24 protein-coding genes, 1 pseudogene and 1 riboswitch are annotated in these 25,783 nt (G+C 72.4%); of the genes and pseudogenes, 17 read left to right on the top strand and 8 right to left on the bottom strand.

The genetic code is table 11. The features are described 5' to 3' along the window. Positions 1-190: 190 nt before the first annotated feature. Positions 191-1,078: a KPN_02809 family neutral zinc metallopeptidase gene (gene ypfJ / locus ACY34M_RS05930; RefSeq protein ID WP_462718933.1), complete on the top strand. Its 888-nt coding sequence runs from the start codon at positions 191-193 to the stop codon at positions 1,076-1,078. A gap of 27 nt (positions 1,079-1,105) precedes the next feature. Here ypfJ and ACY34M_RS05925 read toward each other — a convergent pair whose 3' ends face one another. From ACY34M_RS05925 to ACY34M_RS05915, 3 genes are all read right to left on the bottom strand, one after another. Next, complete coding sequence (locus tag ACY34M_RS05925; RefSeq protein ID WP_462718863.1) at positions 1,106-2,497, bottom strand: hypothetical protein; 1,392 nt, start codon at positions 2,495-2,497, stop codon at positions 1,106-1,108. A 54-nt stretch (positions 2,498-2,551) separates the two neighbouring features. Continuing rightward, positions 2,552-3,679, bottom strand: a complete 1,128-nt coding sequence (locus ACY34M_RS05920) for an alpha/beta hydrolase (RefSeq protein ID WP_462718862.1) — start codon at positions 3,677-3,679, stop codon at positions 2,552-2,554. Positions 3,680-3,754: 75 nt separating this feature from the next. Continuing rightward, on the bottom strand, positions 3,755-4,426 hold the full coding sequence (locus tag ACY34M_RS05915; protein ID WP_462718861.1) for a class II aldolase/adducin family protein: 672 nt from the start codon (positions 4,424-4,426) through the stop codon (positions 3,755-3,757). Positions 4,427-4,625: 199 nt separating this feature from the next. Here ACY34M_RS05915 and ACY34M_RS05910 point away from each other — a divergent pair, with 199 nt between their 5' ends. From ACY34M_RS05910 to ACY34M_RS05875, 8 genes are all read left to right on the top strand, one after another. Continuing rightward, entirely contained in the window at positions 4,626-5,375 is a 750-nt protein-coding gene (locus ACY34M_RS05910; RefSeq protein ID WP_462718860.1) for a lysozyme, read from the top strand. A gap of 204 nt (positions 5,376-5,579) precedes the next feature. Beyond that, a complete protein-coding gene (locus ACY34M_RS05905; protein ID WP_462718859.1) occupies positions 5,580-6,854 on the top strand; it encodes an anion permease in 1,275 nt (424 codons plus the stop codon). 15 nt (positions 6,855-6,869) lie between these two features. Then, positions 6,870-7,091 (top strand): hypothetical protein, encoded by a 222-nt coding sequence (locus tag ACY34M_RS05900; protein WP_462718858.1) that lies wholly within the window; start codon positions 6,870-6,872, stop codon positions 7,089-7,091. A gap of 85 nt (positions 7,092-7,176) precedes the next feature. Then, positions 7,177-7,371: riboswitch (cobalamin riboswitch) on the top strand. After that, complete coding sequence (locus ACY34M_RS05895; protein WP_462718857.1) at positions 7,358-8,320, top strand: cobalamin biosynthesis protein; 963 nt, start codon at positions 7,358-7,360, stop codon at positions 8,318-8,320. Its footprint overlaps the riboswitch before it by 14 nt. Beyond that, positions 8,317-9,825, top strand: coding sequence for a cobyric acid synthase (locus tag ACY34M_RS05890; protein ID WP_462718856.1), 1,509 nt, complete (start codon positions 8,317-8,319; stop codon positions 9,823-9,825). The genes ACY34M_RS05895 and ACY34M_RS05890 overlap by 4 nt, the downstream gene beginning before the upstream one ends. 135 nt (positions 9,826-9,960) lie before the next feature. Continuing rightward, complete coding sequence (locus tag ACY34M_RS05885; protein WP_462718855.1) at positions 9,961-12,063, top strand: putative cobaltochelatase; 2,103 nt, start codon at positions 9,961-9,963, stop codon at positions 12,061-12,063. Continuing rightward, entirely contained in the window at positions 12,064-12,663 is a 600-nt protein-coding gene (gene cobO, locus ACY34M_RS05880; protein WP_462718854.1) for a cob(I)yrinic acid a,c-diamide adenosyltransferase, read from the top strand. Positions 12,664-12,665: 2 nt separating this feature from the next. Continuing rightward, positions 12,666-14,039 (top strand): cobyrinate a,c-diamide synthase, encoded by a 1,374-nt coding sequence (locus tag ACY34M_RS05875; RefSeq protein ID WP_462718853.1) that lies wholly within the window; start codon positions 12,666-12,668, stop codon positions 14,037-14,039. 5 nt (positions 14,040-14,044) lie between these two features. Here ACY34M_RS05875 and ACY34M_RS05870 read toward each other — a convergent pair whose 3' ends face one another. Next, complete coding sequence (locus tag ACY34M_RS05870; RefSeq protein WP_462718852.1) at positions 14,045-14,779, bottom strand: ZIP family metal transporter; 735 nt, start codon at positions 14,777-14,779, stop codon at positions 14,045-14,047. A 6-nt stretch (positions 14,780-14,785) separates the two neighbouring features. Here ACY34M_RS05870 and ACY34M_RS05865 point away from each other — a divergent pair, with 6 nt between their 5' ends. The 3 genes and pseudogenes from ACY34M_RS05865 to cobC all read left to right on the top strand — a co-directional run bounded on the left by ACY34M_RS05865 (position 14,786) and on the right by cobC (position 16,763). Beyond that, entirely contained in the window at positions 14,786-15,199 is a 414-nt protein-coding gene (locus ACY34M_RS05865; RefSeq protein ID WP_462718851.1) for a cobalamin biosynthesis protein, read from the top strand. An 82-nt stretch (positions 15,200-15,281) separates the two neighbouring features. Then, positions 15,282-15,515, top strand: a pseudogene (locus ACY34M_RS05860) (Rv2231c family pyridoxal phosphate-dependent protein CobC); the annotation flags it as partial. Positions 15,516-15,638: 123 nt separating this feature from the next. After that, complete coding sequence (gene cobC, locus ACY34M_RS05855; RefSeq protein ID WP_462718932.1) at positions 15,639-16,763, top strand: Rv2231c family pyridoxal phosphate-dependent protein CobC; 1,125 nt, start codon at positions 15,639-15,641, stop codon at positions 16,761-16,763. Positions 16,764-16,886: 123 nt separating this feature from the next. Here the strand turns inward: cobC and ACY34M_RS05850 are convergent, their stop codons facing one another. Both ACY34M_RS05850 and ACY34M_RS05845 read right to left on the bottom strand, forming a co-directional pair. Beyond that, complete coding sequence (locus ACY34M_RS05850) at positions 16,887-17,831, bottom strand: SCO1860 family LAETG-anchored protein (protein WP_462718850.1); 945 nt, start codon at positions 17,829-17,831, stop codon at positions 16,887-16,889. Between the two features lie 245 nt (positions 17,832-18,076). After that, the gene (locus tag ACY34M_RS05845) at positions 18,077-19,171 is read right to left on the bottom strand and encodes an amidohydrolase family protein (protein ID WP_462718849.1); all 1,095 of its coding nucleotides are present in this window, start codon (positions 19,169-19,171) and stop codon (positions 18,077-18,079) included. A gap of 75 nt (positions 19,172-19,246) precedes the next feature. Here ACY34M_RS05845 and ACY34M_RS05840 point away from each other — a divergent pair, with 75 nt between their 5' ends. From ACY34M_RS05840 to thpD, 5 genes are all read left to right on the top strand, one after another. Further along, positions 19,247-20,347 (top strand): pyridoxal-phosphate-dependent aminotransferase family protein, encoded by a 1,101-nt coding sequence (locus ACY34M_RS05840; RefSeq protein WP_462718848.1) that lies wholly within the window; start codon positions 19,247-19,249, stop codon positions 20,345-20,347. Positions 20,348-20,747: 400 nt separating this feature from the next. Then, the gene (gene ectA, locus ACY34M_RS05835) at positions 20,748-21,290 is read left to right on the top strand and encodes a diaminobutyrate acetyltransferase (protein ID WP_462718847.1); all 543 of its coding nucleotides are present in this window, start codon (positions 20,748-20,750) and stop codon (positions 21,288-21,290) included. 65 nt (positions 21,291-21,355) lie between these two features. After that, on the top strand, positions 21,356-22,627 hold the full coding sequence (gene ectB / locus ACY34M_RS05830; RefSeq protein WP_462718846.1) for a diaminobutyrate--2-oxoglutarate transaminase: 1,272 nt from the start codon (positions 21,356-21,358) through the stop codon (positions 22,625-22,627). Positions 22,628-22,666: 39 nt separating this feature from the next. After that, complete coding sequence (locus ACY34M_RS05825) at positions 22,667-23,071, top strand: ectoine synthase (RefSeq protein WP_462718845.1); 405 nt, start codon at positions 22,667-22,669, stop codon at positions 23,069-23,071. Positions 23,072-23,076: 5 nt separating this feature from the next. Beyond that, the gene (gene thpD, locus ACY34M_RS05820; protein WP_462718844.1) at positions 23,077-23,973 is read left to right on the top strand and encodes an ectoine hydroxylase; all 897 of its coding nucleotides are present in this window, start codon (positions 23,077-23,079) and stop codon (positions 23,971-23,973) included. An 83-nt stretch (positions 23,974-24,056) separates the two neighbouring features. Here thpD and ACY34M_RS05815 read toward each other — a convergent pair whose 3' ends face one another. Both ACY34M_RS05815 and ACY34M_RS05810 read right to left on the bottom strand, forming a co-directional pair. Then, complete coding sequence (locus tag ACY34M_RS05815; RefSeq protein ID WP_462718843.1) at positions 24,057-25,112, bottom strand: maleylpyruvate isomerase family mycothiol-dependent enzyme; 1,056 nt, start codon at positions 25,110-25,112, stop codon at positions 24,057-24,059. Further along, positions 25,112-25,735 (bottom strand): sigma-70 family RNA polymerase sigma factor, encoded by a 624-nt coding sequence (locus tag ACY34M_RS05810; protein ID WP_462718842.1) that lies wholly within the window; start codon positions 25,733-25,735, stop codon positions 25,112-25,114. The genes ACY34M_RS05815 and ACY34M_RS05810 overlap by 1 nt, the downstream gene beginning before the upstream one ends. Positions 25,736-25,783 lie beyond the last annotated feature (48 nt).

Raw genomic sequence — 25,783 nt, 5'->3', positions numbered from 1 at the left:
GACAGGGCGGGGGCCAATCAGCGCCGCTAATGCACCCAGAGAAGAAACGTCATACAGGCCAGTTTAACGGTGCGGTGCAAGCGCTTATTCCGGGTGTCCCCGTCCCCCGTTCGGCCCACGGATCCGGCTCCTGCGACCAGGGACGTAACAGGATGAGGTGGTCGAGACGACCGGCGAGAAGGCGGTGCTCATGCAGTTCGACGACGACGCGCGACTGGACACATCGGAGGTCCAGGACACGCGCGGCAGCCGCCTTCCTGGCGGAAAGGCGACCATGGGCGGCGGCCTCGTGGGAGTGATCGCGCTCGTCCTCGGGCTGCTCTTCGGCACGGACCAGTTCGGGCTCGCCGACGGGACCACCGGCGCCCCGGCCGCACAGATGTCCAGCGAGGCGCAGGTCCAGGAGCAGTGCCGGACGGGCTCGGACGCGAACAGCAGGCAGGACTGCCGGACCGTCGCCGTGGTCAACAGCGTGCAGGACTTCTGGGACGCCGAGTTCCAGCGCAGGGGCGGTACGTACGCGCCCGCGTCGACGGTGTTCTTCACAAACCAGGTGGCGACCGCCTGCGGCTCGGCGACCTCCTCGGTCGGGCCGTTCTACTGCCCCGGCGACCGGCGCGTCTATCTCGACCTCGGCTTCTTCGACGAGCTGCGGACGAAGTTCGGTTCGAGCGGCGGTCCCTTCGCGCAGGCGTACGTCGTGGCGCACGAGTACGGGCACCACGTGCAGAACCTGATGGGCACGCTGACCCGCGCCCAGGACGGGCGCACGGGCGAGAACAGCAACGCGGTGAAGGTCGAGCTGCAGGCGGACTGCTACGGGGGCGTGTGGGCGCGGCACGCGACGACGACGCCCACCGAGTCCACGGGCAGGCCGCTGATCACGAGCCTGACCGACGCGGACATCCGCGACGGCCTCGACGCGGCGGCCGCGGTCGGCGACGACCGGATCCAGGAGCGGTACCAGGGCCGCGTGACGCCCGAGACCTGGACGCACGGCTCGGCCCAGCAGCGCCAGCAGTGGTTCTACCGGGGCTTCCAGAGCGGCGACATGGCCCAGTGCAACACCTTCCGGTGAGCCCGGGCCGCTGACGCCGCCGACGTCCTACGCGCCGCCGGTGTGCACCTGGAAGGCCGCCCTGCGGACCGCCTTCGCGAGGGCCGGGTCGGGGTGCGCGGCGGCGAGCGCGACGAGGACCTGCACCGTGCGCGGATGTCCCACGGCGCGCACCTCCTCGATCAGCGCGGGCACCGTCGGCTGCACCGCGGCCTCCAAGTGCCGTACGAGGAGGGGGGCTTCGCCGTGGTCGGCGACGGCCGCGGCGGTGTCGACCCACAGCCAGGTCGCCTCCTCGCGGCTGAGGACCGTGTGCACGTCCTCGGGGTCGGCGCCCTCGTACTCGGCGAGCCACAGCAGGGTGTACGGCCGCAGGTGCGGGTCGTCGGCGGAACGCCGGACCTCGGGTTCGGCGGGGGCGCCGACGACGCGCAGCGCCTCGAAGGCGAGTCCGCGCAGCAGGGCGTCCTCGCCGCGGGCGGCGTCGAGGAGTTCGGTGACGGCGGTGCCGGTGTCGCGGGCGGCGAGCCAGGCCCGGTACTCGTCGCGTGCCGCCTTGGGGCGCAGTCGGGCGCAGCCGCGCAGCATGTCCTCGGCGGACACCTCGATGTTCCCCGCCGGGGACTGGGCCGCGACGCAGATCTGCTCCAGCTTGACCCAGACCGCCCAGCTGCCGAGCGGGGTGAGGGCGGCGTGCCCGCCGTCGTACGTGAGGGCGCCGACGGCGGCGAGGCCGCGCAGGGACCAGTCGAGCAGCGGGAGGAGCGGGGTGTCCTGCGGCGGAGTCGGTTCCGGCTGGGGCCCGAACGGGATCTCGCAGCGTTCCGTGCGCAGTTCCGTGACGCGCTGGTCCAGGAGGTCCAGGAGCTGGGCGGCGGCGACCCGATCGGCCATCAGCTGAAGGAAACTCAGCAGTTGCGGCATCGCCTCGACGACCTCCGCCACCGCGGCGGGGCCGACCCCGTCGGGCGCCGCGTGGACCAGCGACCAGGCGTCGAACAGGGCGACCCAGCCGCGCAGCACGGCCGTGTCGTCGCGGTCCCAGGCGCGCAGCCGCCAGCCGGGCCGGGCGCTGGCGCCGTGCACCTCGACGAGTCCGGCGAGGCGGGCGGTGTCCCAGTCCGCGCGGATCTGATCGACCGTCAATCCGAGTTCTTCCGCGGCGCGCAGTGCGGTGGCGTCGGAGAGGGTGCCCTTTCCGTCGCGGGCGGCCACGCTGTTTCCGGGGCCGATCCTGTCGTCCGCCCAGCGGGCCACGCGGACGGCGTCGGCTAGGTCGCGGCGCGCGGCGCGGGCGAGCTCCGCGGGCGGTGGGGTGCCCTCCGGTGGGCGGGGTGCGGGACGGCGTGCGGCGACGGGCCGCGGGGTCGGGGCGGCCAGGGGCTGGCGGCGCGGGCTGACGAGGCGGAGCCGGGAGTCGCGCGGGGTACGGGACGTCACGGAGGCAGTCTCCCGGTTGACGACGCCATTTCCCAATCGGGCGACGCCCACCCGTTACATCAACGGCGTCAGGAACCTTCTCAGCGCCTCTTCGTAGCCCTTCGCGTCCGCGTTCCACATCGCGTTGTGCGGGGCCTCGTCCACCTCGTGGAGGGTGACCAGATCCGGGCGGCGGTCCGCGAGGCGGCGGGACAGGGCCCAGGGGGCCACCCAGTCGCCCGGGCCGTGGACGAGGAGCGTGGGGACCTTGAGGGCCTGCGGGTCCGCGGCCTCCGAGAGGCGGTCGCCACTGAGGCCCGTGCGGCCCTGGGCGGCCCGGACCGCGAGCGGGAGCAGCGCTCTCGGCGTGCGGCGGGCCCGGGCCAGGGCGCGCAGCGTCGCCTCCCAGCTGAGCACCGGCGAGTCGAGGACCAGTCCCTTCACGCGGTCGCGCAGCGCGGAGTGGGCCGCCGCCTGGAGGGCCATCGCGGCGCCCGTCGACCAGCCGATCACGATGACGTCACGGGCGCCGTACCGCACGGCGTAGCGGATCGCCGCGTCCAGGTCGCGCCACTCCGTCTCGCCGAGGTGGCCGAGGCCGTCCGGGGAGCGGGGTGCGCCGAGGTCGCCGCGATAGGCGAGGTCGAGCACAGGGAACTGGTGGCGGTGCAGGAACTCCATGAGGTTCATGGGGTGTTCGCGGGTGGTGCCGAGGCCGTGCACGGCGATCACCCAGGTGTCGCGGGTGCCGGGCAGGAACCAGGCGGGCAGCGCGCCGAGCTCGCCCGGCACGTCGACGTCGGCGTGGTCGAGGCCGAGCGCGGCCTTGGGGTCACCGATGTGCACCTGGGGCGTGAGCCAGGCCTTCACGCCGGGTTCCAGCGTCCCGTGGGTGACCCGCTCGAGGCGGCGTACGACGGTGTCGGCGGAGGTCGTGGCCGATTCGACGACCGGGCCGACGACCGCGTGGTAGCCGTCGCCCTGCAGCCCGTAGGTGCCGGGGCGCAGCGACGCCAGGTCGCGGGTCAGGGTGACCTGGCCCGCGGCGGTGGCGTGCACGGTGAGCCTCGGTTCGGTGGGCAGTGGTCGGCCCGCGGGCGCCTTGAGCGCGGCGTCGCTGGCCAGGCGGCCGGCGGCGATCGCGGCGGCCGAGGCCCCTATCACGGCGGTGACGGCAGCGGCCGTCGCTTTGGCGGTGCGCACCCGTCCAGTGTCGGGGCCCGCGCCCGCCGCGGCCAGTGGGAGGCGGCTACGGGTGACGCGAACGGCGCGGTCCCGTCACCGGGCGCCCTGCTGCCCGTATCCGCCGAGCCGCTCCTCGACCTCCCGCAGCTGCTCCTCGGTCAGCAGGGACGGGGTGCGGCCGGGGACGGAGTGGGCAGTGAGCCACAGGCGGCACATCCACTCCAGTTGGGCGGTGCGGTCGTAGGCGCGGGCGAGGGTGTCCCCGTAGGTGATGGTGCCGTGGTTCTGGAGGAGGCAGCCCGTGCGGTCGACGAGCGCGAGCAGCATGTTCTCGGCCAACTCCCGGGTTCCGTAGGTGGCATAGGGGGCGACGCGGACGGGTCCGCCGAGGGCCGCGGTCATGTAGTGCACGGGCGGGAGTTCGGGCACCAGCGTGGAGACGGCGGTGGCGTGCACGGCGTGGGTGTGCACGACGGCGCGGGCGTCGGTGTGCTGGTAGACGGCCAGGTGCATCGGCAGTTCGCTCGTGGGCTTCAGGGTGCCGGACCGCTGTTCGCCGTCGAGGTCCACGGCGACGAGGTCGTCGGGCCCCAGCTCCTCGTACGGGACGCCGGTCGGGGTGACGAGCACGAGGTCGCCGTCCTCACCCTCCACGCGGACCGAGACATTGCCCGAGGTGCCGACCACCAGTCCGTCGGCCACCGTCCGGCGGGCCGTCGCCACCAGCTCCTGCCATGCGGTCCGGAGTTCCTGAAGGTGTGTCATGGCGCGCATCCTGCCAGCCGGTCGGGCGCGGAAGCCGCAGCAGATTAGTACGGAGCCCAATCCTCCGGGATCCCCCATATGGGCATTGATCACTCTCTGATGTTGTTTGGCTGACCTTGACCGGGTAACTAACGATCTCTCGCTACTCTCTGGGAGATCCCTGGGGATATGTCTCGCACGTCACTTTCGGGGGGTATTCATGGTTCGCAGCCATTCCGTGTCCTCGCGTCGCTCCCGCGTCGCCGCCATCACGTCCGTCGCCGCCCTGACCATCGGCGCCACCGTGCTGGCGGAGCTGCCGGCCCAGGGCGCGGGGAAACCGCGCGGGCACGACGTCTCGTCGCATCAGAAGAACGTGAACTGGCAGAAGGCGAAGAACAAGGGCGCCCGGTTCGTCTACGTGAAGGCGACCGAGTCGACGAACTACCGCAACCCCTACTTCTCCCGGCAGTACGACGGCGCCCGGAACGCGGGCATCATCCGCGGCGCGTACCACTTCGCGCTGCCGCAGAAGTCCTCGGGCAGGGCGCAGGCCTCGTACTTCGTCCGCAACGGCGGGGCGTGGCGGAGCGACGGCTGGACGCTGCCGCCCGCGCTCGACATCGAGTACAACCCGTACGGCAAGGGCAAGCACCCCTGCTACGGGATGCGGAAGTCCACACTGGTGTCGTGGATCAAGTCGTTCAGCGACGAGATCGTGCGCAGCACCGGGCGCCGTCCGGTCATCTACACCAACGCGCGATGGTGGAAGAAGTGCACCGGCAACAGCGGGGCCTTCGCCGCCAACCACGCGTTGTGGCTCGCCCGGTACGACGAGCGCGCTGGCGCACTACCGGCGGGCTGGGGCTACTGGACGTTCTGGCAGTACGACGAGCGCGGCCGGCTGCCGGGTGATCAGAATCTCTTCAACGGCTCGATGGCCCAGCTCAGGCGGTTCGCGAACGGCTAGTCGAAAGCCCTGGCCGAAGGTCCCCGGAGCCCGTGGTTCCGGGGCCGACGCCACCGCGATCCGGAACCGGCGGGACCACCGTGCGGCAAGCGGAGCGAAGGCCCTCCGGTTCGGGTCACCGCGGCGCCCGTCCCAGTTCATCTTCCGTTCACTCGGGCTGCTTACGTTCAGCGTGCCACTGACGTCCAACCGAAGCCTGGGTAAATGGAACACATCACGCTGCTCCTTGCGATCGTGATCGTTACCGCGCTGGTCTTTGATTTCACCAACGGTTTCCACGACACCGCCAACGCGATGGCGACGACCATCTCGACAGGCGCTCTCAAGCCGAAGACGGCGGTGGCCATGTCCGCCGTGCTCAACCTCGTCGGCGCGTTCCTCTCCGTAGAGGTCGCCAAGACCATCTCCGGCGGCATCGTCAACGAGGACGGCCTCAAGACAGAGGTCATCTTCGCGGCGCTGGTCGGCGCCATCCTCTGGAATCTGCTGACCTGGCTGCTCGGCCTGCCGTCCAGTTCCTCGCACGCACTGTTCGGTGGCCTCATCGGCGCCGCGGTCATGTCGATGGGCTGGTCCTCGGTCAACGGCGGCACCGTCGTCACCAAGGTGCTGCTGCCCGCGGTGGCCGCACCGCTCGTCGCCGGCATCGCCTCGATGCTGGCCACCCGCCTCACGTACCGCATCAGCAGGAAGACGGACGAGAAGGCGACCGCCAAGGGCTACCGCGCCGGGCAGATCGCCTCCGCGGGCCTCGTCTCCCTCGCGCACGGCACGAACGACGCGCAGAAGACGATGGGCATCATCACCCTCGCCCTGATCACCGGCGGTGTCATCGCGCCGGACGCCGACCCGCCGATGTGGGTCATCGTCTCGGCCGGTATCGCCATCGCGCTCGGCACCTACCTGGGCGGCTGGCGCATCATCCGCACCATGGGCAAGGGCCTCACCGAGCTCGCCCCGCAGCAGGGCTTCGCCGCGCAGACCAGTGCGGCGACCGCGATCCTCGCCTCCTCGCACCTCGGCTTCTCCCTCTCCACGACGCAGGTCTGCTCCGGCGGCGTGATGGGAGCGGGCCTCGGCCGCAAGGGCGGTGTGGTCCGCTGGTCCACCGCCACCCGGATGTTCGTGGCGTGGGGTCTGACCCTGCCGGCCGCGGGTCTGGTGGGCGCGGGCTCCGAGTTCCTGACCAAGCAGGGCCCGTGGGGCGTCGCCCTCACCGCCGCGCTGCTCGTGATCGGCTCCGGGATCATCTGGAAGCTGTCGCGCCGCAACTCCATCGACCACACCAACGTCACCGCGGACGAGCCGCACTCCGCCCCCGCGCAGGACGCGCCGGGCGTCGTGACGACCGCGATCGCCTCGGTCACCCCGCCGCCCGTGGGCACGGTCGAATCGGCCGAGTCCGAGGCGAAGATCCCCGCCCAGCCGAAGGCCGGTGCGGTGAACGACCCCGCGCGCCCCGCCGGCGCCACGCTGTAAGGAAGCAGGACCGGAATGAAGATCGACTGGGCGGCCCTCGGCTCCGTCTTCGGTGTCTCTCTCGTGGTCACCGTGGCCCTCGTCGGCCTGTTCACCCTCGGCATCGTCGGCCTCTCCAAGCGGGAGTCGGCGGCGCGCGAGGGAGGCTCGGCGGCGGTCGCGACCTCCGGGGCCTACGTCTGCTTCGCGCTGTGCGCGGCGGCCGTGGCCTACGGGATCTATCTCATCGTGGCCTGACACGGCACAGCGCACACGAAGGCGGGGTGCGGGGCGTTCGGCGTCCCGCACCCCGCCTTCGTACGTCTCACCAGCAAGTTGACGTGCCAACTCGCAGCATGGTGGACTTCCCCCGCCATATACGGCAGCAGTCTGAGGAAGCCGGTGCAAATCCGGCGCGGTCCCGCCACTGTGAGCCCCCTTCTCCAAAGGGGCCAGCCAGGAACTCTCGCTGCCGGTCTCGTCGAACCAGGGCGTGGACACCCTGAGTGAGGACACTTACCGCCATGTTCGCCCCGCGCGGCGTCTGGCGGCACGAGCGCGTGTATGCGTGCGGTGCCGTCGTCGGAATCTTCGCCGACCTTCTTCTTGGCGATCCGCGCCGTGGGCACCCCGTCGCCGGTTTCGGACGCGCCGCCGCGGCCGTCGAGCGCGGTCTGTGGCGTGACCACCGTGGCGCGGGCGCCCTGCACACCGCCGTGTGTGCCGGTGGCGCCGCCGCCCTCGCCGCCGCCGCGTCCCGTCTCGTACGCCGCTCCCCCGCCGCCTCCGTCGCACTGACGGCCGCCGCCACCTGGGCCGTCGTCGGCGGCACCTCGCTGGGCCGCGAGGCGCGCGGTGTGGGGTCCGCCCTGGAGGCCGGGGACGTGGAGCTCGCGCGGGAGTTGCTGCCCCGGCTTTGCGGCCGTGACCCGCAGGGGCTCGACGCGGACGGGATCGCGCGGGGTGTCGTCGAGTCCGTCGCCGAGAACACCTCCGACGCCGTCGTGGGCGCGCTCGTGTGGGGCGCGCTCGGCGGAGTACCGGGCCTGGTCGCCTTCCGCGCCGTGAACACGCTCGACGCGATGGTCGGGCACAAGTCCGCGAAGTACCGGCGGTTCGGCTGGGCCTCGGCCCGCCTCGACGACGTGGCCGGCTGGCCGGGCGCCCGGCTGACGGGTGCTCTCGCCGTCCTCGCCGGTGGCAGGCCCCGGCAGGCACTGGACGCGTGGCGGGCGGACGCCGGGCGGCATCCGAGTCCCAACGCCGGTGTCGTCGAGGCCTCCTTCGCGGGAGCGCTCGGGGTACGGCTCGGCGGGACCCTGGCGTACGGCGGCCGGGTCGAGCACCGCCCTGTGCTCAACGCGCCGGGGCGGGCCGTCGAGGTGCGTGATGTGGATCGGGCCGTGCGGCTGTCACGGCGGGTATCTCTGTTGGCGTTGGGAGTCTGTGTGGGTGCGCGACTGATACGAGCGCGGGGTCGGCGATGACGGGCGGCGGGCTGCTCGTCGCCGGGACGACCTCCGACGCCGGGAAGAGCGTCGTCACCGCCGGTATCTGCCGGTGGCTGGTGCGCCAGGGCGTGAAGGTCGCCCCGTTCAAGGGCCAGAACATGTCCCTGAACTCGTTCGTGACCAGGGAAGGCGCCGAGATCGGGCGGGCGCAGGCGATGCAGGCGCAGGCCGCGCGGGCCGAGCCGAGCGCGCTCATGAACCCCGTACTGCTCAAGCCGGGCAGCGACCGCAGCAGCCAGGTCGTCCTCATGGGCAAGCCCGTGGGCGAGTTGAGCGCGCGCGGCTACCACGGCGGACGCCAGGCGGCGCTGCTCGACACTGTGGTCGGGTGCCTGGAGGAGCTGCGGGCCACCCATGACGCGGTGATCTGCGAGGGCGCGGGGTCGCCCGCCGAGATCAATCTGCGGCGCACCGACATCGTGAACATGGGGCTCGCGCGGGCCGCGCGGCTGCCGGTGCTCGTCGTCGGCGACATCGACCGCGGCGGTGTCTTCGCGTCGTTCTTCGGGACGACGGCGCTGCTCGCGCCGGAGGACCAGGAGCTGCTGGCCGGGTACCTGGTGAACAAGTTCCGCGGCGATGTGAGCCTCCTCGAACCGGGGCTCGACATGCTCAAGTCCCTCACCGGGCGGTCGACCTACGGTGTGCTGCCGTTCCAGCACGGCCTCGGCATCGACGAGGAGGACGGCCTGCGGGTGTCCCTGCGGGGCGCCGTACGGGAGTCCGTCGTCGCGCCGCCCGTGGGCGAGGACGTGCTACGGGTCGCCGTGTGCGCGGTCCCGCTGATGTCGAACTTCACCGATGTGGACGCGCTGGCCGCCGAACCCGGTGTCGTCGTGCGGTTCGTGGACCGGGCCGAGGAGCTCGTGGACGCGGATCTGGTCGTGGTGCCGGGCACGCGCGGCACGGTGCGGGCGCTCGAGTGGTTGCGCGAGCGCGGGCTCGCGGAGGCTTTGCGGCGGCGGGCGGCCGAAGGGCGGCCCGTGCTCGGCATCTGCGGCGGGTTCCAGCTGCTCGGCGAGGCCATCGAGGACGAGATCGAGTCGCGGGCCGGCACGGTCGACGGGCTCGGACTGCTGCCCGTACGCGTCCGGTTCGAGGCCGACAAGACACTCGCGCGGCCCGTCGGCGAGGCGCTCGGGGAGTACGTCGAGGGATACGAGATCCATCACGGTGTCGCCGAGGTGCTGGGCGGCGAGACCTTCCTGGACGGATGCCGGGTCGGGTCCGTGTGGGGCACGCACTGGCACGGGTCGCTGGAGTCGGACGGGTTCCGGCGGGCGTTCCTGCGGGCAGTCTCCGAGGCGGCCGGGCGGCGGTTCGTGCCCGCGCCGGACACGTCGTTCGAGGCGCTTCGGGAGGAGCAGCTCGACCGGCTCGGGGATCTGGTCGAGCGGCACGCCGATACGGATGCGCTCTGGCGGTTGATCGAGGGGGGTGCACCGGGCGGGTTGCCGTTCGTGCCGCCCGGGGCGCCGTGATGGGAAGTCGCCCCCTCCGCCCCTTCCCGTCCCGAACCTGGGGGCTGCGCCCCCAGACCCCCAAAAGATTGCGCAGTTCCCCGCGCCCCTGATCGTCCCCCTGGACATGTTTGTCTCACTGGAGGTTGTTGGCTGATGCCTACCCCCTACCCGTTCTCCGCCGTCGTCGGGCAGGACGATCTGCGGCTCGCCCTGTTGCTGAACGCCGTGTCGCCCGCCGTGGGTGGTGTGCTCGTGCGCGGTGAGAAGGGGACCGCCAAGTCCACCGCCGTGCGCGCCCTGTCCGCGCTCATGCCGGATGTCGACGTGGTCCCCGGCTGCCGGTTCTCGTGCGATCCGGCGGCGCCGGACCCGCAGTGTCCCGACGGCCCGCACGCCGACGCCCCCGGCACGCAGCGGGACGCGCGCATGGTCGAGTTGCCGGTCGGCGCCTCCGAGGACCGGCTCGTGGGCGCGCTCGACATCGAGCGGGCGCTCTCGGAGGGCGTGAAGGCCTTCGAGCCGGGGCTGCTCGCCGACGCGCACCGCGGGATCCTGTACGTCGACGAGGTCAACCTGCTCCACGACCACCTGGTCGACCTGCTCCTCGACGCCGCCGCCATGGGCGCCTCGTACGTCGAGCGCGAGGGCGTCTCCGTACGGCACGCCGCGCGCTTCCTCCTCGTGGGGACGATGAACCCCGAGGAGGGTGAGCTGCGGCCGCAGTTGCTCGACCGGTTCGGGCTGACGGTGGAGGTCGCCGCCTCACGTGAGCCGGAGCAGCGGGTGGAGGTCGTCAAGCGGCGGCTCGCCTACGACGACGACCCCGAGGGCTTCGCGGGCCGGTGGGCCGAGGACGAGGCCGACGTGCGGGCCCGGATCGTCGCCGCGCGTGAACTGCTGCCGCAGGTGCGGCTCGGTGACCGGGCGTTGACGCAGATCGCCGCGACCTGCGCCGCCTTCGAGGTGGACGGCATGCGCGCCGACATCGTGATGGCGCGCACGGCCACCGCGCTCGCCGCCTGGGCGGGGCGCGAGGACGTGCTGGCGGAGGACGTGCGGCAGGCCGCGCTGCTCGCGCTGCCGCACCGCAGGCGCCGCAACCCCTTCGACGCGCCGGGCCTCGACGAGGACAAGCTCGACGAGACGCTGGACGAGTTCGGTCCCGAGGACGAGCCCGAGGGCCCCGAGGGCGACGACGATCCCGACGGTCCTGACGGGGGGCCCGACGGCGGTGGCCCCGGTGGCGGCGTGCCGCCGCAGGACGGCCCGCACGACGCGCCTCAGGAGACCGGGGACACCCCGCAACCGCAGGACGCCCCGGCCGGTGACGACCGCGAGGACTCCCCCGAGGAGCCCGCAGCCGCCCCCGCGTCCGGCGCCGGAGCCCCCGAGCAGAAGCCCGTGGCGGCCGGTGAGCCCTTTCGTACGAAGATGCTGAGCGTGCCCGGCCTGGGCGAGGGCGCGGCGGGGCGGCGCTCGCGCGCGCGGACCGAGCACGGCCGCACCACGGGGGCCACGCGGCCCCGTGGCGCCCTGACGAAGCTGCACCTCGCGGCGACGGTGCAGGCCGCCGCCCCGCACCAGCGGGCACGCGGTCGCTCGGGCAGGGGTCTCGTCGTACGCCGGGACGATCTGCGGCAGGCGACCCGTGAGGGACGCGAGGGAAACCTCGTCCTGTTCGTGGTCGACGCCTCCGGGTCGATGGCGGCGCGGCAGCGGATGACCGCCGTGAAGGGCGCCGTCCTGTCGCTGCTGCTCGACGCGTACCAGCGGCGGGACAAGGTGGGGCTCGTGACCTTCCGGAAGACGGGGGCCGAGGTCGCCCTGCCGCCGACGTCGAGCGTCGACGCCGCGGCGGCCCGCCTGGAGTCGCTGCCGACCGGCGGGCGCACCCCGCTGGCGGCCGGGCTGCTGAAGGCGCACGAGGTGCTGCGCATCGAGCGGCTGCGGGATCCGGCGCGGCGGCCGCTGATGGTCGTCGTGACGGACGGGCGGGCGACCGGTGGTCCTGAGCCCGTGCAGCTCGCGGGCCGCGCGGCCGGGCTGCATGCCGCCGAGGGCACCGCCTCCGTGGTCGTGGACTGCGAGACCGGCATGGTGCGGCTCGGGCTCGCCGGGCAGCTGGCCGGTCAACTCGGCGGCACAGCCGTCGCGTTGGACGAGCTGCGGGCGGACTCGATCGCCGGACTCGTGAAGGACGTACAGGGCGCGCAGGGCGCCCACGGGACGCGGAACAGCATCAGGAGGGCCGCTTAAATGCCGCAGGGACAGCCGAGCGTCGTGCCGAACGACGGACTGACGACTCGTCAGCGCCGCAACCGCCCGCTGGTGTTCGTGCACACCGGCGTCGGCAAGGGCAAGTCCACGGCCGCGTTCGGGCTCGCGCTGCGCGCCTGGAACCAGGGCTGGCCGATCGGGGTGTTCCAGTTCGTCAAGTCGGCGAAGTGGAAGGTCGGCGAGGAGAACGCGCTCAAGACGCTCGGCGCGACGGGCGAGGGCGGCACCGTGGCCTGGCACAAGATGGGCGAGGGCTGGTCGTGGGTGCAGCGCGACGACCAGGCCGACAACGAGGAGAAGGCGCGCGAGGGCTGGGAGCAGGTCAAGCGGGACCTGGCCGCCGAGACCTACAAGCTGTACGTGCTCGACGAGTTCGCCTACCCGATGCACTGGGGCTGGATCGATGTGGACGACGTCGTGGAGACGTTGCGCAATCGTCCCGGGCAGCAGCATGTGGTCATCACGGGGCGCAACGCCCCTGAGAAGTTGGTGGAGTTCGCGGACCTCGTCACCGACATGTCGAAGGTGAAGCACCCGATGGACGCGGGTCAGAAGGGCCAGCGGGGCATCGAGTGGTGACCATGGATGTGCCGCGGCTCGTCGTCGCCGCGCCCGCCTCGGGCACCGGGAAGACGACCGTGGCGACGGGTCTGATGGCCGCGTTCGCCGAGCGCGGGCTCGCCGTGTCGCCGCACAAGGTGGGGCCCGACTACATCGATCCGGGCTACCACGCGCTCGCGACCGGCCGTCCGGGCCGCAACCTCGACGCGTACATGTGCGGGCCCGATCTGGTCGCGCCGCTGTTCGCGCACGGGGCGACGGGGTGCGAACTCGCCGTCGTGGAAGGCGTGATGGGCCTGTTCGACGGTGCGTCGGGCGAGGGCGAGCTGGCCTCGACGGCCCATGTCGCGAAGCTCCTGAAGGCCCCCGTCGTGCTCGTCGTCGACGCCTCCTCGCAGTCGCGTTCGGTGGCGGCGCTCGTGCACGGCTTCGCCTCGTTCGACCCCGAGGTGCGGCTCGCGGGCGTCATCCTCAACAAGGTCGGCTCCGACCGGCACGAGGCGCTGCTGCGCGAGGCCATGGAGGAGGTCGGCGTCCCCGTGTACGGGGCGCTGCGCCGTACCCCGCAGGTGGCCACACCGTCCCGGCATCTGGGCCTGGTCCCGGTCGCCGAGCGGAGCACGGAGGCGGTGGACTCCGTCCGGGCGTCGGCTGCGATGGTCCGGGAGGGGTGTGACCTGGAGGGGTTGCTGGGGTTGGCGCGGACGGCGCCGCCGCTCACGACCGAGGCGTGGAGCCCGGTTGCGGCCGCGGGGCTCCGCACCGGATCCCGCGCCTCAAACGCCGGCGGGGCTGGAGTCGTGGCCGTAGCCGGTGGTGCGGCCTTTACGTTCTCGTACGCCGAGCACACGGAGCTGCTGCGCGCGGCGGGTGCGGAGGTCGTCCCCTTCGACCCGCTGAACGACGAGACGCTCCCCGAGAACACGCGGGCGATCGTCATAGGCGGCGGTTTCCCCGAGGTCTACGCCCCCGACCTCTCCGCCAACGAACAGCTCCGCAAGGATGTCGCCGAGCTGGCCCGCAGCGGCGCCCCCGTGGTCGCCGAGTGCGCCGGGCTGCTGTACCTCTCCCGCTCGCTCGACGGACAGCCGATGTGCGGTGTGCTGGAGGCCGACGCGCAGATGTCGGGCCGCCTCACCCTCGGCTACCGCGACGCCGTCGCCGTGACCGACAGCGTGCTCGCCCCGGCGGGGGCCCGGCTGCGCGGCCACGAGTTCCACCGGACCGTGCTCGAACCGGGCGCCGGGCCGACGCCCGCCTGGGGCATGCGGTTGCCGACGCCGCGCGTCGAGGGGTTCGTGCAGGGCGGGGTGCACGCCAGCTATCTGCACACGCACTGGGCGGCGCTGCCCGACATCGCACGGCGCCTGGTCGAGCGGTGCGCCGCGCCGTGAACGGTTCAGCCCGCGATGCCGACCACGAGCCAGATGAAGGCCACGCCCACGACGGTGCACAGCAGCGTCGAGCGGGCCGGGTGCTCGTGGTGGGCCTCGGGGAGGATCTCGGCGGCGGCCAGGTAGAGCAGCACGCCGCCGAAGAATCCGAGATAGCCGCCGAGCAATTGCTCCGGAATGGTGAACAGGAGCGTCGACGCCGCGCCCACGACGGGCGCCGCCGCGTCCGCGAACAGCATCATCAGCGCCTTGCGGCGGGCGTTCCCGTACAGCCGGGTGATCGTGTACGTGTTGAAGCCGTCGGCGAAGTCGTGGGCGATCACGGCGAGCGCCACGGCCGTGCCCATGCCGCCGCCGATCTGGAAGGCGGCGCCGATCGCCATGCCGTCCATCAGGCTGTGCCCGACCATCGCGGACGCCGCCGTGAGCCCCACCTCGGGGGCCCGGCCGCCGGACGCCCCCTCCTCGCCTCCGTGGGCGGCCTGCCGCCTGGCCAGCAGGTGCTCCATGATGTGCGCCCCGAGGAACCCGCCCACGAACAGCAGCAGCGCCGCCGGCACCCCGAACACCGGGCCGCCCGCCGCCTCCAGGGCCTCGGGCAGCAGGTCGAGGCCGACGACGCCGAGCATCAGGCCACCGGCGAGGCCGAGCACCAGGTGGCGCCGGTCGGTGACCCGCTGCGCGGTCCAGCCACCGACCAGAGTCATCACAAAGGCGCTGAGCGCCACGATCACGGCCATGGCCCCTTGCTAACCCATACGGAGGCCCGCGCGCACACCGGGGGTGTGGTCGTCGGGGTCGGCGCCCGGTCCGGCGCTCCTGCGGACGAAGTGCTCGGCCTCGTCAGGGCGGTCCTGGCCGAGGTGGGCGCGACGGACGTCCTGGCGCTCGCCACGGTCGACGCGAAGGGCCGCGAGCCCGGCATCGTCGCGGCGGCCGGGGCGCTGGGCGTGCCCCTGGAGACGTACGACGCCGAGCGGCTCGCCGCCGTCCCCGTGCCGCACCCGTCCGCGCGGGCCCGCGCCGCGGTGGGCACCCCGTCGGTCGCCGAGGCCGCGGCCCTCGTACGGGGTGGTGCGCTGCTCGTCCCGAAGCGGACGTCGACCGGACCGGGCGGGGGGCCCGGACGGGTGACGTGTGCGGTGGCGCGACCGGGGTAGGGGGCCGGACCGCGTGGCCCCTCTCCCCTCTCCACCGCTTTTCTCTCCCCTCTCTTCGCCAGCGCCCGCAAGGAGTCGTCCCATGCACACCCCTCCCCCGGCCCTGCTCGCCGCCCTGGAGCGACGGCTCGACGACGTACTGGGCGGCGGCGCCCGCACTCCGGGCGACCGGGCCGATGTGACGGTGCTGCTCGTCGGCCCCGGCGCGGCCGACTCCGCCGCAAACGCCGAACTCGTCGCCGCCGCACGGATGTTGTGGGAGGGCAGTGGCTACGCGGGCGTGGAGGCGGCATTCGTGTCGGCGGCCCCTGACGTGCCCGCGGGGCTCGACCGGTGCGCGGCGCTCGGCGCGCGGCGGATCGTGGTGCTGCCGTACGGGCCGTTGGCGTCGCAGCGGTTCAGGGCGCAGGCCGAGGGGTGGGCCGCGGCGCATCCGAAGGTGGCCGTGCGCTGCGCGACCGCGCCCGCGGCGGCGGCCGCCGACGAGGGGCCCGATCTGCGGCACCACGGCGACGCCGAAGTCCGCGACGACGGCGAGAAGTTGACGGATCTCGCGGTGAACGTGCGCACGGGCACGCCGCCGACCTGGCTGCGGGAGGAGATCGCCGGTTCCCTGGAGGGGCTCGCGGCGTACCCGGACGGGCGGGCGGCGCGGGCCGCGGTGGCGGCGCACCACGGGGTGCCGGTGGAGCGGGTGCTGCTCACGGCCGGGGCGGCGGAGGCGTTCGTGCTGCTCGCGCGGGCGCTGCCGGTGCGCAGACCCGTGGTCGTGCACCCCCAGTTCACCGAGCCCGAGGCCGCGCTGGAGGACGCCGGGCACGCGGTGGACCGGGTGCTGCTGCGGGGCGGCGGGGACGGGGCCGGTTTCCGGCTCGATCCGGCGCTCGTGCCGCCCGAGGCGGACCTGGTGGTCGTGGGGAATCCGACGAACCCGACGTCGGTGCTGCATCCGGCGGACGTGCTGACCCGGCTCGCGCGGCCCGGGCGCTTCCTGGTGGTCGACGAGGCGTTCATGGACGCCGTGCCGGGCGAGCGGGAGTCGCTTGCCGGGCGGACGGACGTGCCGGGGCTCGTGGTGCTGCGGAGCCTGACGAAGACGTGGGGCCTGGCCGGGCTGCGGGTGGGTTATGTGGTGGCGGAGCCGGAGGTGGTGGCGGCTCTCGAACGGGCGCAGCCGCTGTGGCCGGTCTCCTCGCCCGCGCTGGTCGCCGCGCAGGCGTGCGTGTCGCCGCGCGGGGTCGCGGAGGCGGCGGACGCGGCGGTGGCCGTCGCGGCGGACCGGGAGTATCTGGTGGGCCTGCTGCGGGGGTTGGCGTCGCACGGGGTGTCCGTGGCCGGGCCCGCGGAGGGGCCGTTCGTCCTGGTGCGGGTGCCGGACGCGCACGCGGTGCGGGAGCGGTTGCGGGGGGCCGGGTTCGCGGTGCGGCGCGGCGACACGTTCCCGGGCCTCGGGCGGGACTGGGTGCGGGTCGCGGTGCGGGACCGGACGACGAGCGAGCGGTTCGTGGAGGCGTTGCGGGACATTCTCGTTTCAAGCCCCGCAGGGGGCACCTCCCAGCGGTAGCTGGGGGAGATTGAGGCGCGGGGTCCGGGGCAGCGCCCCGCGACCGCAAGCCCCCCACGGCGCTGAGCCGCCGGGGCTCCGCCCCGGACCCCGCTGCTCAAGCGCCGCAGGGGCTTGATTCACCTACACCCGGTTGCGGCCCCGGCGGGCCATCGCCACCGCGCCACCACCGGCGACGAGCAGCACGATCGCACCGCCCGCGATGTACGGCGTCATCTCGTTGCCGCCCGTCTCCGCGAGGTCCTGCTTGTCGGCCACAGGCTGCTGCTCGGTCTTCTGGACCGGGGTGTCGGCCTGCTCCCCCTGAGGCTTCGGCTTCGGCGCCGGAGCGGCCTTCGGGCTCTCACAGGTGGCTTCCGCGAGCGTGACCTCGCCGTCGACCTCGGCAACGTTGAGGTTCAACGGGTTCACATGGACCTTGAGTTGCAGGGCGGAGGCGGCAGCCGTGGTGGACGTCGTGGACCGGTTGGAGAGGCCGAGCGTCACCTCGCCGACCTCCGGGACCTTGATGGACGTCGTGCCGCCGGTGGACAGCGTGACCTTCTTGCCGAGGATGGTGACGCCGCCCAGCAGGTTCGACTCGGCGACCGGCTTCTCGCCCGCCACGCACAGCGCCTTGGACGTCACCTGGTCGACCTCGATCAGGGAGAGCAGCGGAAGGCCGGGGACGTGCACCTTGGCGCGGGCGAGCTGGGTGAAACCTTCCGCCTTGTCGCCCTCGACCGTGGCCTTCGCCTTGGCCACGTCCGCGCGCAGCACGCTGAACGGCTGTCCGCCGTCGACCCCGTCCAGGCGGGCGGTCAGCGCGGTCTCGTCGGCGCTCTTGGGCGCCTGCACCTCGTTCAGCGAGACCTTGAGCGGGACGTTCACGGTCTTGTTGAGGAGCGATACGTCGAGTCCTGTGCGGAGCACGGCGGCGCCGGCCTTGCCGCCCCGGTGCTCGGTGGCCGCGGCGGGCCCCGCGGTCGCGAGGACGACGGGGCCGAGGGCGAGCGCGGTGGCGGCGGTGGTCGCCGCGAGGCGGCGGGCGGGCGTGCGCAGGACGGACGTAAGGGTGGAGCTGGACATGGCGGTGGGACCCCCAAGTAACAACCAGGACCGCGCGTGACGGGACAGCACGGAACAAGGCAGGAAGGAACGAGACGGAACGGGACGGAACCGCCTCGACTGGTCATCGGTAAGGGAATCTTTACGCACTGAGAGTGAACGGGCGCCCACGTTCATGGAGTTCACTCCAAAGTGGCGTTTCCGTGCACACCTTCGAATCAGAGGGCTCGTCCGTCCCACCGGTCACGCACCGTCAACCGGGCAGGTCACCCCACCACATTGCCCCGGAGCACGATCCTGCGCGGCGCCGCCAGCACCCGTACGTCCTCCCGCGGATCCGAGCCGTACACCACGAGGTCCGCGGGCGCGCCCTCCTCCAGGCCGGGGCGGCCGAGCCAGGAGCGCGCTCCCCACGCCGTCGCCGAGAGCGCCTCGACGGGCGGGAGACCGGCCCGCACCAGCTCCTCGACCTCGCCCGCCACGAGGCCGTGCGCGAGGGAGCCGCCCGCGTCCGTGCCGACGAAGACCGGGATCCCCGCGTCGTAGGCGTTGCGGACGGTGTCGTAGCGGCGGTCATAGAGCCGGCGCATGTGTGCGGACCAGTCGGGGAACTTGCTCTCGCCGCCCGCCGCGAGCTGCGGGAACGTAGCGATGTTCACGAGGGTCGGGACGATCGCGACACCGGCTTCCGCGAAGAGCGGGATGGTGTCGTCGGTCAGGCCCGTGGCGTGCTCGATGCAGTCGATGCCCGCCTCGACCAGGTCCCGGAGGGAGTCCTCCGCGAAGCAGTGGGCGGTGACGCGGGCGCCGAGCCGGTGCGCCTCGGCGATCGCCGCCTCGACCGCTTCGCGCGGCCAGCAGGCGCCGAGGTCGCCGGTCGCCCGGTCGATCCAGTCGCCGACGAGCTTGACCCAGCCGTCGCCGCGCCGCGCCTCCCGCGCGACGTACGCGACGAGCTCCTCGGGCTCGATCTCGTGCGCGAAGTTGCGGATGTAACGACGGGTGCGGGCGATGTGCCGGCCTGCCCGGATGATGCGCGGCAGGTCCTCGCGGTCGTCGACCCAGCGGGTGTCGGAGGGGGAACCCGCGTCGCGCAGCAGCAGCGTGCCGTGGTCGCGGTCGGTCAGGGCCTGCTTCTCGGCGGTCTCGGCGTCCACGGGGCCGTGTGCGCCGAGGCCGACGTGGCAGTGCGCGTCGACCAGTCCCGGCAGCGCCCAGCCCTCGACCGTCGTGACGTCGAGACCCGCCGTGCCGGGCCGTTCGTATGCGATCCGGCCGTCGACCACCCACAGTTCGTCGCGTACGTCGTCGGGCCCGACGAGGACCCGCCCCTTCACGTGCAGTACCCCGCCAATACTCATGCGCGCAGCCTATGAGGCGGTCGGTACGCTCGACACCGGCACCCGTACGAACCCGTGAGCGAAGAGAGCCCCACCGTGACCCATCCGTTTCTCGACCTGGCCCCGTTGAGCGCCGAGCATTTCGCCTCCATCGAGGACCGTGTCGCCCGGCTGCTGGACACCTCACAGGACGTCGTGATCATGCAGGGCGAGGCGCTGCTGCCGCTGGAGGGCGCGATCCGCGCCGCCGCGGGTCCCGGCACCGTGGCACTGAACGTGATCACCGGTCCGTACGGGCAGACCTTCGGCGACTGGCTGCGCGACTGCGGCGCCACGGTGCACGACCTGGCGGTGCCCTTCCACACGGCCGTCACCGCGGAGCAGATCGGGCAGGCGCTCGCCGAGCACCCCGAGATCGACTTCGTGTCCCTGGTGCACGCGGAGGCCGCGACCGGCAACACGAACCCGGTCGCCGAGATCGGTGAGGTGGTGCGGGCGCACGGGGCCCTGTTCTACCTGGACGCCGTCGCGTCGATCGCCGCCGAGCCGGTGCTTCCGGACGCGTGGGGCGTGGACCTGTGCGTGATCGGCGCGCAGAAGGCGATGGGCGGCCCGGCCGGGGTCTCGGCCGTGTCGGTGAGCGCGCGGGCCTGGGAGCGGATGACGGACAACCCGCACGCGCCGCGCCACTCCTACCTCTCGCTCCTGGACTGGAAGCAGCGCTGGGTCGACGGCGGCCGCAAGACGCTGCTGCACGCGCCGGCGCAGCTGGAGATGCTCGCTCTGGAGGCGTGTGTGGAGCGCATCGAGGGCGAGGGCCTGGAGGCGCTGATGGCGCGGCACGCCTCGGCCGCCGCGGCGACGCGCGCCGGAACGCTCGCGCTGGGCGGCGGCCTGGAGCCGTACGTCCACGAGGCGCACAACGCCGCCCCGGTCGCGACGACGCTGCGTGCCCCGGCCGGTACGGACGCGCGTGAGCTGGTGGCGAAGGCGCTGGCCGTCGACCCGGTGCTGCCGCTGGTCGCGGGTGGTGGCGCACTCGCTCAGGAGATGATCCGGGTCAACCACTACGGCCCGCAGGCGACGCGCGGAGTCGTGCAGTCCTCGCTGGCCGCGCTCGGCGGGGCGCTCGCCGAGGCCGGGTTCGAGGTCGATCTGGAAGGGGCGCGAAAGGCGGTCGCCGGCGCCTGGGAATAAGCACCTCCCGGCACCACTCAAAGCAAGGCGTCACCCATTCAGGGTGGCGCCTTTCCATTTATCCACGAATTATTCAGGCAGAATTGTCCCGCACTTTTTTGAGGCCCCACGAAGCGTCTCCCCGTTTTGCTTCTGCTCTGCTTCTGCCCGCTTCCTCGGGCCGTAAACACCTAGGTTTCGTCAACGGCAACCGACGTAATTCGGACGCGTCTCGTGGCGATTACCGGCCTGTGACGTACTCCACACCAATTTCCTTCTGCCCTTTTTGTCCCACCCAAACCCGGACATACCGTCGGGATTTCGTGCGCGCGCTCACCTGCGCGCGATAACACACAAGCCCGCCGTACGTAACCCCTTCCGCAGGTGCAATCCCGAAAATTGCTCGGTAAATTCAATTTGCATGACCGCCGCACAAGCGCAATTCCTGGAAGTCGCCGAAGTGGCCCCGGTCCCCGACGGACTGAAGATCGACCACCCCGAGGTGGCCGACGGTGCCGCGATCTGGCGTATCGCCCGCGACTCGAAGGTGCTCGACCTCAACTCCTCCTACAGCTACCTGCTGTGGTGTCGCGACTTCGCCGCCACGTCGGTGATCGCCCGCGACGAGAAGGGCGAGGTGGCCGGTTTCATCACCGGTTACGTCCGTCCCGACCGACCGGACATCCTCGTGGTGTGGCAGGTCGCCGTGGACGCCGCGCAGCGCGGTCGCGGCCTCGCCGCCGCGCTGCTCGACGGGCTGACCGCGCGGGTTGCGGCGGCGCGTACGGTCACGACACTCGAGACGACCATCACGCCCGACAACGCCGCGTCGCAGGCGCTGTTCACCTCGTTCGCCCGCCGGCACCGCGTCGGCGTGGCACGCACGGTGCTGTTCGACGCGGGGCTGTTCCCGGACGACGGGCACCTGCCCGAGGAGCTGTACCGCATCGGTCCGCTGGCCTGAGCACGCCCCCGATCCACCCACTCCCGAACCCCCCTCAAACTTCCCTCCCTAGAGGAGCTTTCGCTGTGACCATCACCCAGCCGGACCTGAGCGTCTTCGAGACCCTTGAGTCGGAGGTGCGCAGCTACTGCCGCAGCTGGCCCACCGTCTTCGACCGGGCGCAGGGCAGCCGTATGTACGACGAGGACGGCCACGAGTACCTGGACTTCTTCGCGGGCGCCGGATCGCTCAACTACGGGCACAACAACCCGGTGCTGAAACGCGCTCTGATCGACTACCTGGAGCGCGACGGCGTCGTGCACGGGCTCGACATGTCGACCTCGGCCAAGCGCAACTTCCTGGAGTCGTTCCAGAACATCATCCTGCGGCCGCGCGACCTGCCCTACAAGGTCATGTTCCCGGGCCCGACGGGCACCAACGCCGTCGAGTCCGCGCTGAAGCTGGCCCGCAAGGTGAAGGGCCGCGAGTCGATCGTGTCCTTCACCAACGCCTTCCACGGCATGTCGCTCGGCTCGCTCGCCGTGACCGGCAACGCGTTCAAGCGCGCCGGCGCCGGCATTCCGCTCGTGCACGGCACGCCGATGCCGTTCGACAACTACCTCGACGGCCAGACGCCCGACTTCATCTGGTTCGAGCGGCTGCTCGAGGACTCCGGTTCCGGCCTCAACACCCCGGCCGCCGTGATCGTGGAGACGGTCCAGGGCGAGGGCGGCATCAACGTCGCCCGCGCCGAATGGCTTCGCAAACTGGCAGATGTCTGCGAACGTTGGGACATGCTCCTGATCGTCGACGACATTCAGATGGGCTGTGGCCGTACCGGTGCGTTCTTCTCCTTCGAGGAGGCGGGCATCACGCCGGACATCGTGACCGTTTCGAAGTCCATCAGTGGGTACGGACTCCCCATGTCCCTCTGCCTGTTCAAGCCGGAGCTGGACGTCTGGGAGCCGGGCGAGCACAACGGCACGTTCCGCGGCAACAACCCCGCGTTCGTGACGGCCGCCGCGGCCCTGGAGACGTACTGGACCGACGGCGCGGCCATGGAGAAGCAGACCATGGAGCGCGGCGAGCAGATCGACGAGGTGCTCAGCGCCCTGCGCACCGAGTACCACGACGAGATTGTCGAATACCGCGGCCGCGGCCTGGTCTGGGGCATCGAGTTCCGCGACAAGGACCGCGCGGGCAAGGTCGCACGACGGGCCTTCGAGCTGGGCCTGCTCGTAGAGACTTCCGGCCCCGAGAGCGAGGTCGTCAAGCTGCTTCCGGCACTGACGATCACGCGCGAGGAGCTGGACGAGGGGCTTCGCACGCTCACCCGGGCTGTGCGCGAGACCGTCTGACACGCACCACCAAGTTACGAGGAAAGGCAGCAACTCACCGTGATTGTCCGTTCGTTCAAGGAGATAGAGAACACCGACCGGCACGTGAAGTCGGCGACCGGCACCTGGGAGAGCAAGCGCATCGTGCTTGCCAAGGAGAAGGTCGGCTTCTCTCTGCACGAGACGATCCTCTACGCCGGCACCGAGACCGACATGTGGTACGCCAACCACATCGAGGCCGTGCTGTGCGTGGAGGGCGAGGCCGAGCTGACCAACCGGGACACCGGTGAGACGCATTGGATCGCTCCGGGGACGATGTACCTCCTGGACGGCCACGAGAAGCACACCTTGCGCCCGAAGACCGACTTCCGCTGCGTCTGCGTGTTCAACCCTCCGGTGACCGGACGGGAGGACCACGACGAGAACGGCGTCTACCCGCTGCTGACAGAGGACGAGGAGGCCTGATCCCGATGACGACCGCACCCGACATCACGGACCTGTACCCGACTCGTGGCGCCTCCGAGGTCGCCACGCCTCGTGTCGACCCGGTCGTCTGGTCGGCGGAGGGTGCACGCGGGCCGATCCGCCAGTCGGACCTCGCGTCCTACGAGCGGGACGGCTTCCTCGCCATCGACGAGCTGATCGGACCGGACGAGATCGGCACCTACCAGGCCGAGCTGAACCGCCTGGTGAACGATCCGGCGATGCGCGCCGACGAGCGCTCCATCGTCGAGAAGCAGTCGCAGGAGATCCGCTCGGTCTTCGAGATCCACAAGATCAGTGAGGTGTTCGCCAACCTCGTGCGTGATGAGCGCATCGTGGGGCGGGCCCGTCAGATCCTCGGCTCGGACGTCTACGTCCACCAGTCGCGGATCAACGTCAAGCCCGGTTTCGGGGCCCGAGGCTTCTACTGGCACTCGGACTTCGAGACCTGGCACGCCGAGGACGGCCTGCCCAACATGCGCACGGTGTCCGTCTCCATCGCCCTGACGGAGAACTACGACACCAACGGCGGTCTCATGATCATGCCGGGTTCGCACAAGACGTTCCTCGGGTGCGCCGGTGAGACTCCGAAGGACAACTACAAGAAGTCGCTGCAGATGCAGGACGCGGGTCTGCCCTCGGACGAGGCCCTCTCCAAGTTCGCCGACGCGCACAGCATCAAGCTGTTCACCGGTTCTCCGGGCTCGGCGACCTGGTTCGACTGCAACGCCATGCACGGCTCGGGCGACAACATCACCCCGTACCCGCGCTCGAACGTGTTCATCGTGTTCAACAGCGTGGAGAACACGGCGGTGGAGCCGTTCGCGGCGCCGGTGCGGCGTCCGGAGTTCATCGGGGCGCGGGACTTCACTCCGGTGAAGTGACGTCAATCCGTACGTGAGATGGGGCGGGGCCGTTCGCGGCTCCGCCCCGTCCTGCGTTCACGCCCCGGGTCACCCGGCCCGGGTCACAGCCAGGCGAGGCTGCCCGCCCGGTCGAGCAGTCCGCGTACGGCGGTGTCGTCGCCGGTCGCGGACCCGGGGACGGTGTCCGGTGGCAGCCGGCCGCCGAGCAGCAGGCAGAAGTCGACCGCGTCGAGGGTGAGTTCCGCGCGGACCGGCTCGCCCTCCGAGCCGAGCACCCACTCCGTGGACCGGTTCGCGTCCGCGACGGTCAGGGCGACGGGTGCGGCCCGCGTGCCGAGCGCCGCGCCGAGGATCCGCACGGCCAGCCGCACGAGCCGCCACAGGTGGTCGGCGGGCGGCGGGGGCACGGGGCGGTCGAGGGCGCGGCCGATGTCGTCGGTGTGGATCCAGGTCTCGAAGGCGCGGATCAGGAAGTGGTCGGCGACGGGCAGCCGGGCGCCGTGCAACGTGGCGGCCTGCGCGGCCGGTTCGATCTCGCGGGCGGCCGGCGCGGCGAGCAGTTCCGCGGCCCGCGCGCGCCAGGTGGCGACGGTGGCGTCCGGGGTGCGCCCGCGTTCGTGGGTGATGATGTCGTGGGTGCGGGCCGCCCAGACCGTGCGCCAGTCGCCCTCGTCCGCCGTCTCGTTGGCCGGCTCGTGCGCGGGCAGGCCCAGGTGGACGGCCAGCGGCTCGTCGGCGGCGATGAGGTGGGCGATCGTGTCGCGCACCGTCCAGCCGTGCACCACCTCCGTGGCCCAGGCGTCCTCCGCCCCGGCCAGCAGCGCCTGGAGGGCGGCGACGGTGGCCGCGTAGGGCCGGGCGTGCGGGGCGGCGGTTCCTGAGGCGGCGCGGGGTACGGGCGGCCGGCTCGCCAGGGCCGCGGCGAGCGGTCCCGCGCCGGTACGCAGCGGGGGCCGGGCCGCGTCGTCGAGGCGCGTGCCGTTCGGCCCGTCCAGGGTCCGGACCGTCGCCCTCAGCCGCTCCGCCTCGGCCGCGCACTCCTCGCAGTCCGCCAGGTGCGCGGGGACGGCGCGCTGTTCGTCGGGGGGCAGGGCCTGCAGGGCCCAGGCGCCCAGGAGCTCGCTCACCGTCGCGTGGTCGCGGGCGTCCGTGGCCATCAGGCACCCCTTCCTTGAGCCTCGTAGTCCGGCCCCGCCAGGGTTTCGGCCAGCCGGTGCAGGGCGGTGCGCAGGCGGGTCTTGGCGGTCCCTTCCGGGATGCCGAGTTCCGCCGCCGCCTGACGGTACGTCCGACCGGCGAAGTACGCCAGGTGCACCACCTGGCGCTGGTTCGGCGGGAGTTGTGCGACGGCCGAGTGCAGGAGCAGGGAGCGCTCGCGGTCGACGACCCGCTCGTCGGGGCCGGGGTCGGGGGCCGGGATGGCGTGCAGCGCCGCGTCGTCCGCGGTGACGGCCTTGCGGTGGCGGGCCTCGCTGCGCACCCAGTCGACGGCGCGGCGGTGCGCGAGCATGCTCAGCCAGGTACGGAGCGTGCCGCGCCGCGCGTCGAAGGCGTAGGGCCGTGCCCACAGGTGCGCGAAGACCTCCTGCGCGACGTCGTCCGCCGCGGCCGCCGAGCGGGTGACGCGCACGGCGACGCCGCGGACGAGCCCGCTGTACGCGTCGTACACCTCGGAGAGCGCGGCCTCGTCGCCGTAGACGAGACGTCGGTGCAGTTCGGCGTCGTCCGCGGCCCGGTCCTTGGGGTCGCAACGCCCGGTACGGGCCACCGGCACCACCACCTCTAGGTCTTGTGCCTTCCTAGCGTGCGGCGGACGTGGGCGCCAGAG

The organism is Streptomyces sp. EDA2-14 (genome assembly GCF_054963755.1).
Note: the sequence above shows the minus strand (reverse complement) of the source record. Positions and strands in the feature narration are given on the sequence as shown.